The sequence below is a fragment of the Sagittula stellata E-37 genome, assembly GCF_039724765.1.
GTDB classification, from domain to species: domain Bacteria; phylum Pseudomonadota; class Alphaproteobacteria; order Rhodobacterales; family Rhodobacteraceae; genus Sagittula; species Sagittula stellata.
On sequence record NZ_CP155729.1, the window covers coordinates 590,114 to 605,263 of the forward strand.

A 15,150-nucleotide genomic window follows, 5' to 3' on the forward strand; every position below is an offset into this window, starting at 1 on the left:
ACCTCACCTCTTGCGCAGATACGCCTGCGAGACGAAGCCCCTCAGCCCCATCGCCCGGTCCAGTCCCACTTCGCACCACTTGGTCGCCCCGGTGCGCTGGCAGTCCAGCACGCGCACCACCGTGCCGTTCGGCAGGCCGACGATCACCACATACCCCGTGCCCGGACCTTCCCGCATCTTCAGCATGTCGTCGCCTTCGACGCCGAAGACCTCGTAGCGTTCCCGCCACTGTGCCGCTGCGGGGACCGCCCCCGCCAGAACCAGCGCCGCCGCCACGGCGGGCACCATCGCCCCAAGGATCGCCTTGCGCATGCCATTACTCCTGCTCGATGTCGTCTTGTTGGTCTTGCCACCAGTCTAGCCCGGCCACGGGCCGCTGGAAACCATGCCGAAACGCAAACGGGCCGGGATACACGCGCGGCGTCAAACCCGTTGCACAGAGGGCCCGTCCCGTTCCACCATGGCGCATCGCCCGCACGGACCGGACCGCCATGACCCGCCGCACACACTACCTCGGCCCGCTGACCGACAGCCGCCGCTGGGAGGCTGTCCCCCTCCGGCCCGACGACGTGATCGTCGTGACCCCGCCGAAATGCGGAACGACATGGATGCAGACCATCGTCGCGCTCCTGCTCTCCGGCGATCCGGAGGTCGAAACGGAGCTGTCGATCCGGATGCCCTGGGTCGATATCAGGCATCGCGACCTGGCAGAGGTGGCCGGGCGGCTCGACGCGATGACGCACCGGCGCAGCATGAAAAGCCACACGCCGCTGGACGGGCTGCCGCTGGACGATCGGGCGCAGTACATCTGTGTGTTCCGGCATCCGCTGGACGTGCACATGTCCTTCCGCAAACACGTCCGCAACATTCCTGTGCCGTGGTTCGAGGACTGGTATCCCGAGAACGATACAGGGGGCCGCACCTTCCGCAGCTTCCTTGACGGTGCGCCGGACGGGTTCGACTGCGATGCCGTGCCGCTGGCGCATATCCTCAGGCATTACGGATCCGCGCGCGCGCTGGCCGACCGGCCCAACGTCGCGCTGTTCCACTACGCCGACATGAAGCGGGACCTCGCGGCGACCTTCGAGAGGGTGGCGGGCATGCTTGGCACGTCGCACCCCGCACCGCTGACGGCGCGCCTGATCGGGGCCGCGTCCTTCGACAACATGAAGCGGAACGCCGCCCGTTTCGCGCCCTCCGGCGGCAAGGGCTTCATGAAATCGGATTCCGATTTCTTCCACCGGGGCGCCAATGGTCAGTGGCACAGCATCCTGAGCGACGACGACCTCGCCGCCTACAACGCCATGATGGAGGCACATCTGTCACCCGAAGACCGCGCCTGGCTGGAACATGGATCGGGCGCCGGGTCGGGCCATCTTCGTTGAGGCGCTTTGAACGAACGCAGATGCGCGGCCCTTTTCCGAAACCCTTGGGGTGACTTGCCTCGTCCGCAACGTGGCAGCGTACCAGTCGCCGATTGCGGCATTGGTCTGTGCGCGCATCGGACGGCAAGCTTTCGCCCGGGGCTTCCCCGCGGATTTCCGTGCGGTGATGGGCGTTTGCCAATCGCGATGCGCCGTTCCCGCCCGATTCCAACAGCGAAGATCAGCCACCTGCCGATCGCTGCGGGTTGCCGGGGCAGGCGGTTGTCCGGGTCTCCTAACCATAACGAAAGCCCACACGCGCGCTTGCGACAGGTCGTTTCAGCCTCGCCGGGTTGGCTGTGATCGGCCTCTGTGCATGGTTAACCGTATGTTAATAAATAAGGTTTCGCCGCGAAACCTTCCGGACCGTCAGGTTCGGTGGCAATTTGCCGCCGCCTGCCGCACCAACAGTGGATTTTCTCGGGAACCTCGCTCTCTGCTGTGGCATTAAGCCTTCAGGAGAACAACGCGCCCGCGAAAGGCGCACCAGAAACTACGAGAGGCAATGAGAGACATCATGATCCGTTCGTCCATCCTTCTTTCCACCGTGGCCGCGCTCGGCCTGTCCGCCTGCACCACCGGCGGCGGTCTCTTCGACGAGAACGACCCGAACCGTCAGGCCAAGACCGGCGCCCTCGCCGGGGCAGCCACCGGCGCCGTGGCGGGTCGTCTGGCCGCCGGCAACGGCGACGTGGGCGAGCGTAACCGCTCCGTTCTGGCCGGCGCCCTGATCGGTGCCGCAGCCGGTGCCGCCATCGGCAACCAGCTCGACAAGCAGGAAGCCGAACTGCGCCAGCAGCTTGGCTCGCAGGTCGACATCCGCAACACCGGCGACCGCCTGATCGTGACCATGCCGCAGGACATCCTGTTCGCCACCGACAGCGCCACCCTCAGCGGCGGCCTGCTGGGCGACATCCAGGACGTGGCCCAGTCCGTCCTGCGCTACCCGAACACCACCACCCAGATCATCGGCCACACCGACTCCGATGGCGACGCGGCTTACAACCTTTCGCTGTCGCAGCGCCGGGCCCAGGCCGTGGCCAACGTCTTCCTCGCGCAGAACGTGCCTTCCAGCCGCATCCAGGTCATCGGCCGCGGCGAGGACCAGCCCATCGCGTCCAACCTGACGCCGCAGGGCAAGCAGCAGAACCGCCGGGTGGAAATCGTTATCCTGCCGAACGCGGTCTGATCCCGCTTTCATTTTTGAGGGGCGCCGCAATGCCCTTCCGAAGCGCCGTGGCCTTGCCGCGGCGCTTTTTCGTTTATGTTGTGAGGCGATAGCAAATCTTCGCGGGGGTTCCGCCGCGAAACCCGAGACAGGAGACACCATGCCCGATCTCAAGCTTGTCGGCCTCTGCGGCGCCCTGCGCGCCGCTTCCACCAACCGCCTGTTGCTGAACGAGGCCGCCCGCCGTTTCGGCCCGGCCGACTACACCGAACTGGACCTGCGCTTCCCGCTCTACGACGCCGATATCGAGAACGGTCCCGGCATCCCGGCAGAAGTCCGGAAGGCCGCGGAAGGGATCGCCGCAGCCGATGCCGTGATCGTCGCCTCGCCGGAGTACAACAAGGGCATCACCGGCGTGCTGAAGAACGCGCTGGACTGGATCAGCAGGGCCGAGGGCAACCCGTGGCGGGACAAGCCCGTGGCGTTGGTCTCTGCCGCCTCCGGCATGGCGGGCGGGCCGCGCTCGCAGGCACAGGCGCGGCTCTGCCTGAACGCCTTCCGCCCGCACCTCCTGCCCGGGCCGGAGGTCATGGTCGGCCAGACCGCGACCAAGTGGGACGAGAACGGCCACCTGACAGACGAGGCCGGGATCAAGCTGCTGACCGAGCTGATGGAAGACCTGCGCAGGCTGGCCGAGGCCTGCAAAGGCTGAATGGGCCCCCGTCGCGGCACATCCGTGTGAAGCAAGGGCAAAGACGGCGCGCGCGGCGCGCAACACGGCCTGCAGGGATACGGACGACGCGCAAAGGCGCGCGCTCGTCGTCCATGTGCCCGTTTTCCATGTGCCCGGCATTCGAAAGGCTGAAGCGCCGCGTCGGAGAGGAAAACCCCGGTCTGCATTCAATGGCGCGATCCGCATGCCCGCACAGGTCGCATGGGTGAACCCATCCGGACGGCCAGCAGGGGCACGGGCGTCGACAGCCTTGCCCCACCTCTGGACGCCTACGGCAGTCCTCGCTAATCGGGGGTGAGGAGCCGCCGATGCAGGACACCCCCACCTCTCAACTGATCCGCACGGACGTGCTGGACCCGGCGCGCGCCGGGGCTCTGGCCGCAACGCTCGGGATCGACGCGACGTTCGCCGAGGGGACGCCGCTCCCGCCCTTCTTCCACCAGATCTATTTCTGGGACGCCCGGCCGCCCGAAGCCCTGGGCCGCGATGGTCATCCCGCGGTCGGAGACGACCTGATCCCGGATTTCGGCCTGCCGCGCCGGATGTGGGCGGGCGGAGCGCTGGAGTTCCTCGCCCCGCTGCGCGCCGGACGGCTTTCCGAGAAACGTTCTGCCTGCATCCACACGTCCCGCAAGACGGGGCGGAGCGGACCGCTGGCCTTCGTGACCCTCCAGCATGAGATCTGGCAGGACGGCACGCTTTGCGTGCGGGAAGCACAGGACCTCGTCTATCGCGCCGACGCCGCACCCGGTGAGCCGGGACCGTTGCCGCCCCGTGCCCCGGAGGATGCCACGGCCATTGCCGGGGTCCGCTTCGACCCGACGCTGCTGTTCCGGTACTCGGCGCTGACCTTCAACGGGCACCGCATCCACTACGATCCGGTCTATGCCCGGGAGGTGGAGGGCTATGACGGGCTGGTGGTGCACGGTCCTCTCCTGGCACAGAAACTGATCCTGTGGGCCGGGGAGACCGCCCCGGTCTCGACCTTCCGGTTCAGGGGCACCTCGGCGCTGATGGTGTACGAGACGGCAGAGCTGTGCCGCGACGGCGCCCGGATGTGGGTGCGCGGCCCGGACGGGCGACAGGTCATGACGGCAGAGGTGAACGAGGGCCAACCTGTGTGAACGGCTGCTTAACGGCCTGTCAGTGTTTTCCCCTCCCCACCGCCCTCCAACCTGAAGCGATTCGGAAAACATGGGGTTGACCCGGCGCGGGCGAATTGTCGCCCCATGCTCAGGGCTCAGGGCTCAGGGCTCAGGGCTCAGGGCTCAGGGCTCAGGGCTCAGGGCTCAGGGCTCAGGGCTCAGGGCTCAGGGCTCAGGGCTCAGGGCTCAGGGCTCAGGGCTCAGGGCTCAGGGCTCAGGGCTCAGGGCTCAGGGCTCAGGGCTCAGGGCTCAGGGCTCAGGGCTCAGGGCTCAGGGCTCAGGGCTCAGGGCTCAGGGCTCAGGGCTCAGGGCTCAGGGGGCGGAGGCCGTCCTGGGCCAAAAGGTCGATGCAATGATTGGAAGAGCTTGAATGCGCTGCGGAACGGCCCGGGTCCAAGGGGGCGACGCTCCCCCATGGCCTTGGCCGTTCCGCATTCGGGCCGGAGAACCTCCGCCGGCACAGGCGGCTGTCGTCCGTTTCCCGTTCTTTCCGGCCCTTGGGAGATCCGCAGGAAAGCTGCGGGCCAGGAGCCGACGATGTGGCGTGATCTGCACCGTTCCGGGCCTTCGCCGGTGGATTGGCCTTCCCCTCGAATGAGGTTCGGACCCGGTGCGTCAGACGCAAGCGACCGGTTGGCCGGTCGGCCTTGTGTTCAGCAGCCGGTGCCGTGGATGACCACACGCACCGTCTTCAGCAGGACGCGCAGGTCCGTCACGAAGGACAGCTCGCGGAGGTATTCGGAGTCGAAACGGGCGCGCTCGGAAAAGCTGGACTCGTTGCGGACCGAGGTCTGCCAGAAGCCGGTGATGCCGGGGCGCAGCGAGTAGTAGGCGGTGCCCGGGTAGATCTCGCGCTGGTTCAGCATCATCGGACGCGGACCGACCAGGGACATGTCGCCGGTGAGCACGTTCAGGAGCTGCGGCAGTTCGTCGATCGAGGTCTTGCGGATGATCCGGCCGATCGCGGTGATGCGCGGGTCGCGGCGCAGCTTCTGGGTCAGGTCCCATTCCATCCGCGCTTCAGGGTTGGCGGTGAGGTAGGCGTTAAGCTGGGCATCGGCGTCCGGCACCATGCTGCGCAGCTTCCACATGCGGAAGGTGCGGCCGTTCCGGCCAACGCGTTGCTGGCTGTAGAAGGGGCCGTGACCGTCGAGCATGACCAGCGCGGCGAAGGCGAGGGTCAGCAGGGCGGCGGGCAGTGCCACCAGAAGGACCAGCGTCACGTCCAGCGCGCGCTTCAGCGCGTCGCGGTAAGGCGTGGCTTCGGTATCGCAGAACAGCGTCTCGTTGATGAGCGCTTCGAAAGTGGCCGTCGGCAGTGGCTGACGAAATTGCAGTGTCATTTTGACCTCCTGTGCGTCGTGAAGGACGGGGGAGGCACACCGGCCGTGATCTTGAATTTCGGCAAAGCTTCGCCGCCGCGCAGAATGCGCGTTGCACGACGCCGGGCCCTTTCGGGCGACGGTTAGATTACCAGCAAAATATCAAGGCAGATCGCAGCAGACGTACCCGAAAACTCCCAAAGTGGAAGCACCAACCCCCAAGTGCCGTGAAAAGTGGAACTGGGCAGAAGTATGTCAGCACCACGCGACAGGGCTCTTATGCCCCTGGGCTAAATTCCGGTCAACAAAGGGTTTTTCGCACACTTTTTGGTTGTATTGGGGCGTCGCTGAGCACCGAAAATCACCCGAAATTTCGCATGATTTCGTCTACACCATTAGGTTGCGTGATATCCAAAGGAGTATCACCGAAGTGGTATTTTTTGGGGCTTACGTCGCAAAAGGATAGGTCAAATTTCGCGGACGAATATGACGCGATTGAGCGTCATAGGTTGACAATAATCCGGTCAATATATGCGGATTTGCGATACTGTCATTCTGCTTTGCGGCGTAGAGGCCGGTTGGATAGGGAAATCGTTTCCCATCTGGAAACTTGACCCCCGGTCAAACCCCCGGTTGTGCGCTGAAAGGGGGTGGTAACGCACAGTTGACCGAGCATCTGTCGCACACGCGTGAACGAGGGGGCAAAAACAATTCCCGGGAGAGCGGTTTTGATCACGGAATGTTACAAGGGCCCGAAATGCGTGAGAAAGGGTGCCCGAATCGCACCCGAGAACGGCCCCATTTCCGCCCGAATCTGCCCCTCGCCCGCCATTTACCCAAGTTTTCAGGGGTGAATTGTGGCAGGCCTCGGCCGGGGGCTCAGTTGAAAGACCTCCGGCCTGCGGATATGTCGCTTAGAGTTCAAACGCGGGGGCGCGCGCCGACATGGCCAATCAACTGCACCAGGGCGACCTGCCTGACAACCTCGACCTCGGCCCTGTGGTGGCCATCGACTGCGAGACGATGGGTCTGCACCCGCACCGCGACCGGCTGTGCGTCGTGCAGCTTTCGGCGGGAGACGGAAACGCGCACCTGGTGCAGGTGGCACGGGGTCAGACCGAGGCACCCAACCTTTCCCGCCTGCTGACGGACCCGGACGTGCTGAAGCTGTTCCACTACGGCCGGTTCGACATCGCCGCTATGTACAATGCCTTCGGCGCACTGGCCGCGCCGGTCTATTGCACCAAGATCGCCAGCCGGCTGGTGCGGACCTATACCGACCGCCACGGGCTGAAGAACCTGACGCAGGAACTGCTGGGCGTCGATATCTCCAAGCAGCAGCAGTCGTCGGACTGGGGGGCAGAGACTCTGACCGACGCACAGAAGGACTATGCCGCCTCGGATGTGCTTCACCTGCACCGGCTGCGCACCGCCCTGAACGCGATGCTGGAACGCGAAGGAAGGACGGAGATCGCGCAGGCCTGTTTCGACTTCCTGCCGGCACGGGCGAAGCTGGACCTCGCCGGCTGGCCCGACACGGATATCTTCGCCCATGCCTGACCTGACCATGCCTGACCTAACCGCCTTCGATTTGCCCGCCTCCAATCTGCCCGTCTTCGATTTGCCCAGGCCCGACACGGCTTGCGCCACATGCCGCCCCTGCGGCGCGGTGGTTTGACCCATGGCCCGGGCGAGCGGGGGCTATTCCAGACTGATCGCGTGGCTCAAGATCCTTCTGCCGATTGCGGCACTGGCGATGCTGTCGACCATCTTTCTTCTGGCCTCCGACCGGGAGGTGCTGGAAAACGTCCCCTTCGCCGAGGCCCTCCGGCAGGGCGAGGTCGCCTCCGAAGGCGTTTCCTCGCCTTACTATTCCGGGACCACGCGCGACGGCGACATGCTGACGATGACGGCACGCCGGGCCTGGCCGCTGGAGGATGGCGACATCCTGGCCGACCAGTATTCGGCGCGCATGCAGATGGGCGACGGATCGGTCATCCAGCTCGACTCCAAGAAGGCGACGATGCGGGAAGGCGAACGCAAGGCCTTCCTGGACGACGGCGTTCGCATCGAAAGTTCTCTCGGCTATATCCTCACGACAAATGCGATGGTCAGTGCGCTCGACTCCGTGAATGCCGAAACCCTCGGTCCGGTGGCGGGCAACGGCCCGGCGGAAGAGCTGGAGGCCGGTCGCATGGTCATCGCCCCGGCGGACGGTGAGGGCGCCGTGCAAATCCACTTCACCGGCGGCGTGAAGATGATATACCGGCCTGCAGACAAGGAAGTTGAAGAATGACCAAGGCATTACTCGCGGCGATCTGCATGGCCATTTTCCCGGCCGTGACGCTGGCGCAGTCGCAGGTGTCGTTCGGCGGGGGCGGTCAGGACACCAGCGCTCCGGTCGAGGTCACGGCGGATTCCCTGTCGGTGAACCAGGCGGACGGCACGGCTCTGTACTCCGGCAACGTGGTGATCGTTCAGGGCGAGATGCGCCTCGCCGCGCCTCGGGTGCTGGTGATCTATTCCGACACGCGGTCCGAGATCACCCGGATGGAGGCGACCGGCGGCGTCGTCATGGTGCGCGGCGAGGAAGCCGCCGAAGGCGAACGCGCCGACTACAACATCGACGACGGCCAGATCGTGCTGTCCGGCAACGTGCTGGTGACGCAGGGCGAGAGCGCGATGACCTCCGAACGGATGGTGGTCAACCTCGACGATGGCACGGCGCAGATGTCTGGCCGTGTGAAGACCGTGCTGCAGCAGGGCGGCCGGGACGGGGGCCAGTAGCGCCGATGTCCCGACCTGAATTGCGAGTGACCGAAGGCGACAGCGGCCTCCGTGTGAACCACCTGCGCAAGGCCTACCGCAAGCGCGTCGTGATCCGCGACGTGACGATGCGGCTGGACCGGGGCGAGGTGGTCGCGCTTCTCGGTCCGAACGGGTCGGGCAAGACCACCTCCTTCTATGCCATCGCGGGGCTGGTGAACCCGGACGCGGGCGAAGTGCTGATCGACGGCCACGACGCGACCTATCTGCCGATGTACCGCCGCGCCCGGCTGGGCATCGGCTATCTACCGCAGGAGATGTCGATCTTCCGTGGGCTGAGCGTCGAGGACAACATCGGCGCGGTGCTGGATATCTCTCAACCCGATGCGCACAAGCGGCGCGAGCGGCTGGAGGAACTGCTGGGCGAGTTCTCGATCGAGCACCTGCGCCGGGCACCGGCGCTGGCGTTGTCGGGCGGTGAACGCCGCCGGGTGGAGATCGCGCGTTGCCTGGCCGCCGATCCGAAGTACCTGCTGCTGGACGAACCCTTTGCCGGCGTGGACCCGATCAGCGTGGGCGATATCCGCCACCTCGTCGCGGACCTGAAGACGCGGGGCCTCGGCGTGCTGATCACCGACCACAACGTGCGCGAGACGCTGGAACTGGTCGACCGGGCCTACATCCTGCACGACGGGCAGGTGCTGATGTCGGGCACGCCGGAAGAGGTGGTGCAGAACGAGAACGTGCGCCGCGTCTACCTGGGCGACAACTTCCGCCTGGCCTGACCGGATGTCGTGCCGCAGCGCGGCATTCCTTGTCCGGTGAACGGAAAATTCGCAAATGCATCGTAGGAGCGTCGCGGGACGTCAGGAAATGAACCACCCTGTCACTCCGGTTTGCATTGACACTCGGGGAGCTTTCCACCTCAAATAGCAACATGGTGCTCTGTATTGCGGCATGTCAGATCTTCCGACTCCCGGCTTTCCGGGGCGGTTGCGCGCTGACCGCATACGGGCGCCTTTCCTGAACCGGCATCTTTCCTGCCGGGGGTATGGCACCCCCGGAGGAAGTGTCTGGTTATAAGAGAGAAGGACGGATCATGCGTTACCAGATCACGGGCAAACAAATCGACATTGGCGAAGCTTTGCAGACCCACGTTCAGACCGAGCTTGGCTCGGTGCTGGAGAAGTATTCCCAGCGCCCGACCGACGCGACCGTGATTTTTTCCAAGGCGGCCCATCAGTTCGTTTGCGAGGCCGTCGTCCACCTGTCGAGCGGTCTGAACGCCGCCGCAAAGGGGCATGCCACTGAAATCTATGCCGCTTTCGACGCCTGCTCCGAGAAGATGGACAAGCAGCTCAGGCGCTACAAGCGACGCCTGAAGGACCACCACAAGGACCGTACGGAACCTGTTGAATTTCTCGGGGCCTCTTCGTATATCCTCGCGCACGACGGCGGAGACGACGCTGCCGAACCCGAGACGCTTCAGCCGATCATCGTGGCAGAGATGGAAACCAAGATCCCCTCGCTGTCCGTCGGTGAAGCCGTGATGCAGATGGAATTGGCTGGCGCTCCGGTGCTGGTGTTCCGGAACGAAAAGAAAGACGGAGTGAATGTCGTCTACCGGCGCGACGATGGCAACATCGGCTGGATCGATCCATGATCCGCGCGACATGTTGACCGGTAAACGATTTTCACCAGAGGCTGGATGATGAAGTTTAGCGATCTGCTGAAACCGGATGCCGTCAAGGTCATGGGCTCCTGTTCGTCGAAGAAACGGCTGATGCACGACATCGCCGACCTCGCCGAAAGCGTCCATGGCCTGCATGCCCAACGGGTCGTCGAAGCCCTGCTGGAACGGGAATCGCTGGGGCCGACAGGGGTCGGCCACGGCGTCGCCCTGCCGCACGCGCGTGTGTCGGGGCTCGACGAGGTGCTGGGCGTGTTCATGCTGCTGGAACGGCCGATCGACTTCGACGCCGTCGATCGCCAACCCGTGGACCTGGTGTTCTCGCTTTTCGCTCCCGAAGAGGCGGGGGTCGAACACCTGAAAGCCTTGGCACTTGTGTCCCGGACCCTCCGGGACGCAGGCCTGTGCACAAAATTGCGCGCCAACCGCGACCCGGCCACCCTCTTCACGATCCTGACGGAGTTCGAGACGGTCAAGGCGGCCTGACACCCGCGACCGTCGGCGGGACGGGACTCTGGCTGCGCCATTCGCCCGCCCACCGACCCTTCATCCCCCGACCAGCCGGCGATACCCGGTCGTTGACGCATGACGCTCCCAACTTCAATGGAGCACGCGCGTGATCCGTTGAGGCCTTCAGGTATTTGGACCAAGATGAAGGCCCGCGGCCCTTTCCCTTCATCTTGGCTGAAATACCTCGGGGAGCGCGAGGGGCGGAGCCCCTCCACCGCTGACGCCATCGGCGTCAGCCCCAACTGTCGAAGCCGAACATCAGGTAGTCGCGCTGATAGGCGTCCTGGGAGAGGGCTTCGATCTGCTCGTCGTAGATCTGCGCCAAGCCGAAAGGCGCTTCGGTCGGGACCGGTTCCGGGTCGGGCGGCGCGGCATGGCCGACCTGCATCGCGAGGGCGGGCAAGTAGTCCGCGGCTTCGGTTTCGCGGATGACCATGTCGGGGAGAGTGAAGTCACCCATGCCCTGGATGGACTGTGCCTGGGTGGCCCAGTGACCGTCGACCCGGACCGCGGTCTGGCCGGAAAGGTTGGCCTTGACCCAGCGCAGCCAGGCGGTGAAGGCCTCGCGGTGGGCGTTCACGTCGTAGTCCGGGCCGGGCTCGTGTTCCGGGATCGGCAGGGCGTGCACGCGGCGGAGCGTCTGGCGGATGCCCTTGAAGCTGCCTTTGCCGGTGGAGAGGATCTTCGAGCAGAAGGCTTCGTGTGCACGGGCGAGGGGGTGCCGTATCACGGTGAAGCTGCGGTGTCCCGGTCGTTCACGTTTCCACGCGCGCAGGCTGCCTTGGCTGAAATCGCCCGCGAGCTGCCCGGTGTTCACGCCATCGAGCGCGGCCATCCATTGCGTGACCATGGGTTCCGGGCCGGATCGGATCGGCATGTAGAGGAGCGGCGTTTTCGCGCAGGCCAGGTAGCCGGGCACTACCGGGCCGCGGCGGGGCTCGAAGTTCGGTGTGCGGGTCAGGTTGAACGTATCCTGGCGGGAGAGTGCCTTCTGCATCTCGTCGAAGTTCTCGACCTTTTCGGACAGGGGTTCGGGGTTTTGCCGTTTCAGCGCGGTGTTCAGGCTGTCGAGCTGCGCGGAGCAGCCCAGCCAGCGTGCCAGCCCGTTCATCACCGAGACGTCCTGCAGGTCTTCGTAGCCGACGTAGAAGGCGGTCTGCGCCGTCGTTTGCAGGGTGTTCAGGATCTTCACCTGAAAGGCCTGGAGGCCGTTCACATGGGCCTCGAACTCTCGGGCGTCGAAGTGAGCCTTGGCCTCCTTGCGCTTCTTGACGTTGGTCAGTTTCCACTGGCCGGTGGCGCGGGCGATCTTCCACGACACGTAGCTTTCCACCGGGTTCCGCGTCAGCACGATCTTGGCGATCTTCGGGTCGGTCAGCAGCGTGTCGAGAATGCGCGGGTCGTGGTCGTGGAAATAGCGGAACCCGCCCAGCCCGCCCGGTGTCGCCACACGGATCTGGGTGAGCAGGCATTCCGGGTCGCGGTCGCGTTCCGACTGCACGATCCCCAGCACGTCCTCGGCGTTGGGGTAGCCGATGAAATGCGGGTTGAACGCTTCGCCGAGGCAGGACAGCCCGTCGAAGGCGTTGAGGTTGGCCTCGAGGAAATTGGAGCCGGTGCGCATTTCGGCGAAGACAACGAAGCAATCGAATTTGGGCATGGGTTATTTCTTTACGAGGTAGGGTTTGCGCGTGTTGCCCCGGGTGTTGCGCGGGGCGGGATCGACGGGGAAGTCGCCCATCAGGTAGGGGTGCATGCCCTGGTTCTTGAGGTTCTGGAGGAACTGGCCGAAGCCGGTCAGGTCTTCGAGGCGCGGGGCTTCGGCCAGGCGGCGCAGGGACTTCTGGCCGATCTCGTCGATGATGACCTGCAGCGGCTCCATCGGGCTTTCGATGAATTCGGCCATGGACCAGATGCGGATGCGGGCCTTCACGTCCGGGCTGCGCAGGGTGTCGAGCATCTTGCTTTCGACCTTCTGGAGGCGCGCGGCCTCTGCCCGGATGTCGGCGAAGTTGGCGTTGGACTTGAAGAGCGGCACGGCCCAGGCGCCGGAGATCACCGAGATCTGGGCGTTGGGGTCGCGGGAGACCGGCCAGAGGATCTCCGGGTTGTCGCGGGGCCCGTACTGGAAGCACTGCCGTTCGCCGCGCGTATTCCAGATCAGGTTGGTGAGGAACGCGCGGGGGTTGGCGTCGCGCAGCTTCGCATTGTCGGAAAGGGCGCCGTTGATCAGCGTCTGCCCGCCCGTGAACTCGGCCCTTTCGGGGGCGTAGAGGTGGCCGTGCACCTGCGCGCCGGTGGCGCGGGCCAACCATTGCTCGAAGTCGATGAACAGCTCGGAAAAGCCCTGGAACACGGAGTACTTGCCGGCGGTGACGCCGTTTTCCCAGCCGTAGTTAGGGAAGCGCGACTGCATGTAGAGGCCGGGACGCCCGCGGGTCCGTCGGTCCACCGCCTTGGCGAAGATGCGGTCGATCTTGCCGGGGTTCGGTTCCTGTCGCGACATGGCGCGGTTGGGGTCGGTGAGGAAGGCGTCGTACAACCGGTCGGCGTGCGGCCATATCTTGCGCGCGACGAAGCAGTCGGAGCGGCGCAAGAGTTGCAGGTGGTCGTCGTAGAAGATGTGCGGCTTGCCCTGAAAGTCGAACTTCGACAGCGTGAGCGAGCGGCTTTCGATCTGCGTGGAGTAGACCCGCGCAAGCGTCTGGAAGTAGCTTTCGTCCGGGATCCAGACGTGCCGGAAGTAGGCATCGTACCGGCGCCGCTCGGGATCGCCGAGGATGGCGGACAGCGTTTGCCGTGTCAGGCACCACCATTGCGACCCCATGTGCGGGACGATGCCGTTGGGAATGCGGCGCTTGTAGCCGACCATGCGCTGCAGTTCGACGAAGTTGTCGAAGAGCATCCGGTTCTTGCGCCAGGAGAAGGGGAAATGCAGCGTGAAGCGTTCGTGGTCCAGCCCGCCGACGGTCCATGGCACATCGGCGGTCGTGGCGCTTTCGATGAAGTCTGTGCGGGGGCGTTCGGCGAGGTAGCTGGTCAGTTCCTCCACCGGGCGGAGCGGCAGGCAGGACCCCGATGCAAGGTAGACATGGCGCACCTCCTCGAAGCTTTTCAGCATGAGTTCGGACGCGTCCTGCGCGGCGGCGACCAGCCCCCAGGTGCCCCATTCGCAGCGGTGGCGCTTGGAGAACAGGATGCCGGGCGTCTGCGACAGGCGCGCGCGGAAGGCGTCGTAGCTGGCACGCGGTACGGCGCTGTCGACGTGGATGACCACCGGGCAGCCGCCCTTCGCCCAGTGCAGCGCCATCTGTTCGGCGCGGTCGAAGGCGGTGTGGACCAGCATCACGATGCCGACGCTCATGCCCAGTTCCCCTTGGACATGATGCCGAGGATTTCGAGCTGGCGCCAGTTGATGTATTTCTCCGACCACTTGCACCAGAGGTCGGGATTGTCCTTCACGCCGTCCGCATAGGCGATGTATTCCCGGGACGCCCCGTAGTGCTGACGGCGATCAAGCTCCTCCTCGGCTTTCTTGCCGAAGGTGTCGAGGAACTTGGTATGCAAGAGCACGCCCGAGGCCTTTTCGCCGCCCCATTCGTCGTAGATCAGGTTCAGCCCGCGCGGCAGCAGGTTGTGGGTGGAGGACATGTAGGTATAGCGCCGGTTCCAACGGACCAGCGGGATCTTGTTCAGCGCCGGCGCGGCGTCCGGCATCGCGGTAAAGAACATGCGGGCCCGCGGGCCGCCCTGGATCCAGAGGTTGCCGAACTGTGCGTTCTTGGAGATCGTGTAGTTCCCGGCGTCGAACCAGTTCGCGATCTCAAGCGGGTCCTGCCCGGCGCTGTAGGGATGCAGGTCGATCCGCCCCTTTGGATACATGTCGAGCAGCATGGCCGAGAACGACTTGATCGAGGAGGCGTCGAGCCAGTCGGTCAGCGCGCGCAGGGGCCGGGTGTCGCAGAACGGGTACAGGAACAGCTCGTCCGGATCGACGGTCAGGCACCAGTGGTCGTGCCCGTATTTCATCAGGAGCCAGTTCATCCAGTCGACGCCGAAGCGCGACCGCTTGTAGCTGGCCCGGGTCGCCCAGACAGACACGTCCGGCTGGCGGCTCAGGTAGTCGAGCGAACCGTCGTCGCTGTCGTTGTCCACGAAGAGGAAGTGGTTCACTCCCATGTCGCGGTAATACTGCAGGAAGTATGGCAGGCGCACGCCCTCGTTGCGCTGGGTGGAGAACACCAGCAGGTCGGACGGGCGGATGTCGGATGTGCGGTCGGCAACGGGTCTCAGCTCGCGGCGTTTCCTGAACGCGCGAATGCGGCAGCGTCGCCTCCGCAGCCGCATCTTGTATGACTGCCAAGCACCCAACGTGTCTTGCCCTTCTCATCG

Annotated in this window: 15 protein-coding genes; 10 read left to right on the forward strand and 5 right to left on the reverse strand. The window is 65.0% G+C overall.

Annotated features, from left to right (window positions below; genetic code table 11):
* Nucleotides 1–3: 3 nt before the first annotated feature.
* Nucleotides 4–312 (reverse strand): SH3 domain-containing protein, encoded by a 309-nt coding sequence (locus ABFK29_RS02770; RefSeq protein ID WP_005863898.1) that lies wholly within the window; start codon nt 310–312, stop codon nt 4–6.
* 179 nt (nt 313–491) lie between these two features.
* Between ABFK29_RS02770 and ABFK29_RS02775 the strand changes: the two genes are divergently transcribed.
* The 4 genes from ABFK29_RS02775 (at nt 492) to ABFK29_RS02790 (ending at nt 4,449) form a co-directional block, all read left to right on the forward strand.
* Entirely contained in the window at nt 492–1,385 is an 894-nt protein-coding gene (locus ABFK29_RS02775; protein WP_005863900.1) for a sulfotransferase domain-containing protein, read from the forward strand.
* Between the two features lie 556 nt (nt 1,386–1,941).
* A complete protein-coding gene (locus ABFK29_RS02780; RefSeq protein WP_040605227.1) occupies nt 1,942–2,613 on the forward strand; it encodes an OmpA family protein in 672 nt (223 codons plus the stop codon).
* A gap of 139 nt (nt 2,614–2,752) precedes the next feature.
* Nucleotides 2,753–3,304: an NADPH-dependent FMN reductase gene (locus tag ABFK29_RS02785; RefSeq protein ID WP_005863904.1), complete on the forward strand. Its 552-nt coding sequence runs from the start codon at nt 2,753–2,755 to the stop codon at nt 3,302–3,304.
* Nucleotides 3,305–3,633: 329 nt separating this feature from the next.
* Nucleotides 3,634–4,449, forward strand: coding sequence for a hypothetical protein (locus tag ABFK29_RS02790; RefSeq protein WP_005863907.1), 816 nt, complete (start codon nt 3,634–3,636; stop codon nt 4,447–4,449).
* A 674-nt stretch (nt 4,450–5,123) separates the two neighbouring features.
* Here the strand turns inward: ABFK29_RS02790 and ABFK29_RS02795 are convergent.
* Nucleotides 5,124–5,813 (reverse strand): sugar transferase, encoded by a 690-nt coding sequence (locus ABFK29_RS02795; protein WP_005863909.1) that lies wholly within the window; start codon nt 5,811–5,813, stop codon nt 5,124–5,126.
* Nucleotides 5,814–6,737: 924 nt separating this feature from the next.
* On the opposite strand from ABFK29_RS02795, the gene ABFK29_RS02800 reads away from it, so the two are divergent.
* From ABFK29_RS02800 to ABFK29_RS02825, 6 genes are all read left to right on the forward strand, one after another.
* The gene (locus tag ABFK29_RS02800) at nt 6,738–7,352 is read left to right on the forward strand and encodes a ribonuclease D (protein WP_005863911.1); all 615 of its coding nucleotides are present in this window, start codon (nt 6,738–6,740) and stop codon (nt 7,350–7,352) included.
* A gap of 121 nt (nt 7,353–7,473) precedes the next feature.
* Nucleotides 7,474–8,088, forward strand: a complete 615-nt coding sequence (gene lptC, locus ABFK29_RS02805; RefSeq protein ID WP_005863913.1) for an LPS export ABC transporter periplasmic protein LptC — start codon at nt 7,474–7,476, stop codon at nt 8,086–8,088.
* Complete coding sequence (gene lptA, locus ABFK29_RS02810; protein ID WP_005863915.1) at nt 8,085–8,579, forward strand: lipopolysaccharide transport periplasmic protein LptA; 495 nt, start codon at nt 8,085–8,087, stop codon at nt 8,577–8,579. The genes lptC and lptA overlap by 4 nt, the downstream gene beginning before the upstream one ends.
* A 5-nt stretch (nt 8,580–8,584) precedes the next feature.
* Nucleotides 8,585–9,343 carry an LPS export ABC transporter ATP-binding protein gene (gene lptB / locus ABFK29_RS02815; protein WP_040605228.1) on the forward strand — a complete coding sequence of 253 codons (759 nt, stop codon included), beginning with the start codon at nt 8,585–8,587 and terminating at the stop codon, nt 9,341–9,343.
* 314 nt (nt 9,344–9,657) lie between these two features.
* Nucleotides 9,658–10,221 carry a ribosome hibernation-promoting factor, HPF/YfiA family gene (gene hpf, locus ABFK29_RS02820; RefSeq protein ID WP_040605229.1) on the forward strand — a complete coding sequence of 188 codons (564 nt, stop codon included), beginning with the start codon at nt 9,658–9,660 and terminating at the stop codon, nt 10,219–10,221.
* 48 nt (nt 10,222–10,269) lie between these two features.
* Nucleotides 10,270–10,734, forward strand: a complete 465-nt coding sequence (locus ABFK29_RS02825; RefSeq protein WP_040605232.1) for a PTS sugar transporter subunit IIA — start codon at nt 10,270–10,272, stop codon at nt 10,732–10,734.
* A 256-nt stretch (nt 10,735–10,990) separates the two neighbouring features.
* On the opposite strand, the gene ABFK29_RS02830 is transcribed toward ABFK29_RS02825, so the two are convergent.
* Genes ABFK29_RS02830 through ABFK29_RS02840 form a run of 3 tightly spaced genes read right to left on the reverse strand, consistent with a single transcriptional unit; the run spans nt 10,991 to nt 15,105 of the window.
* Nucleotides 10,991–12,418, reverse strand: a complete 1,428-nt coding sequence (locus tag ABFK29_RS02830) for a hypothetical protein (protein ID WP_005863923.1) — start codon at nt 12,416–12,418, stop codon at nt 10,991–10,993.
* 3 nt (nt 12,419–12,421) lie between these two features.
* Nucleotides 12,422–14,122 carry a beta-1,6-N-acetylglucosaminyltransferase gene (locus ABFK29_RS02835; protein WP_005863925.1) on the reverse strand — a complete coding sequence of 567 codons (1,701 nt, stop codon included), beginning with the start codon at nt 14,120–14,122 and terminating at the stop codon, nt 12,422–12,424.
* Nucleotides 14,119–15,105 carry a glycosyltransferase family 2 protein gene (locus ABFK29_RS02840; protein WP_005863927.1) on the reverse strand — a complete coding sequence of 329 codons (987 nt, stop codon included), beginning with the start codon at nt 15,103–15,105 and terminating at the stop codon, nt 14,119–14,121. The genes ABFK29_RS02835 and ABFK29_RS02840 overlap by 4 nt, the downstream gene beginning before the upstream one ends.
* Between the last annotated feature and the right edge of the window lie 45 nt (nt 15,106–15,150).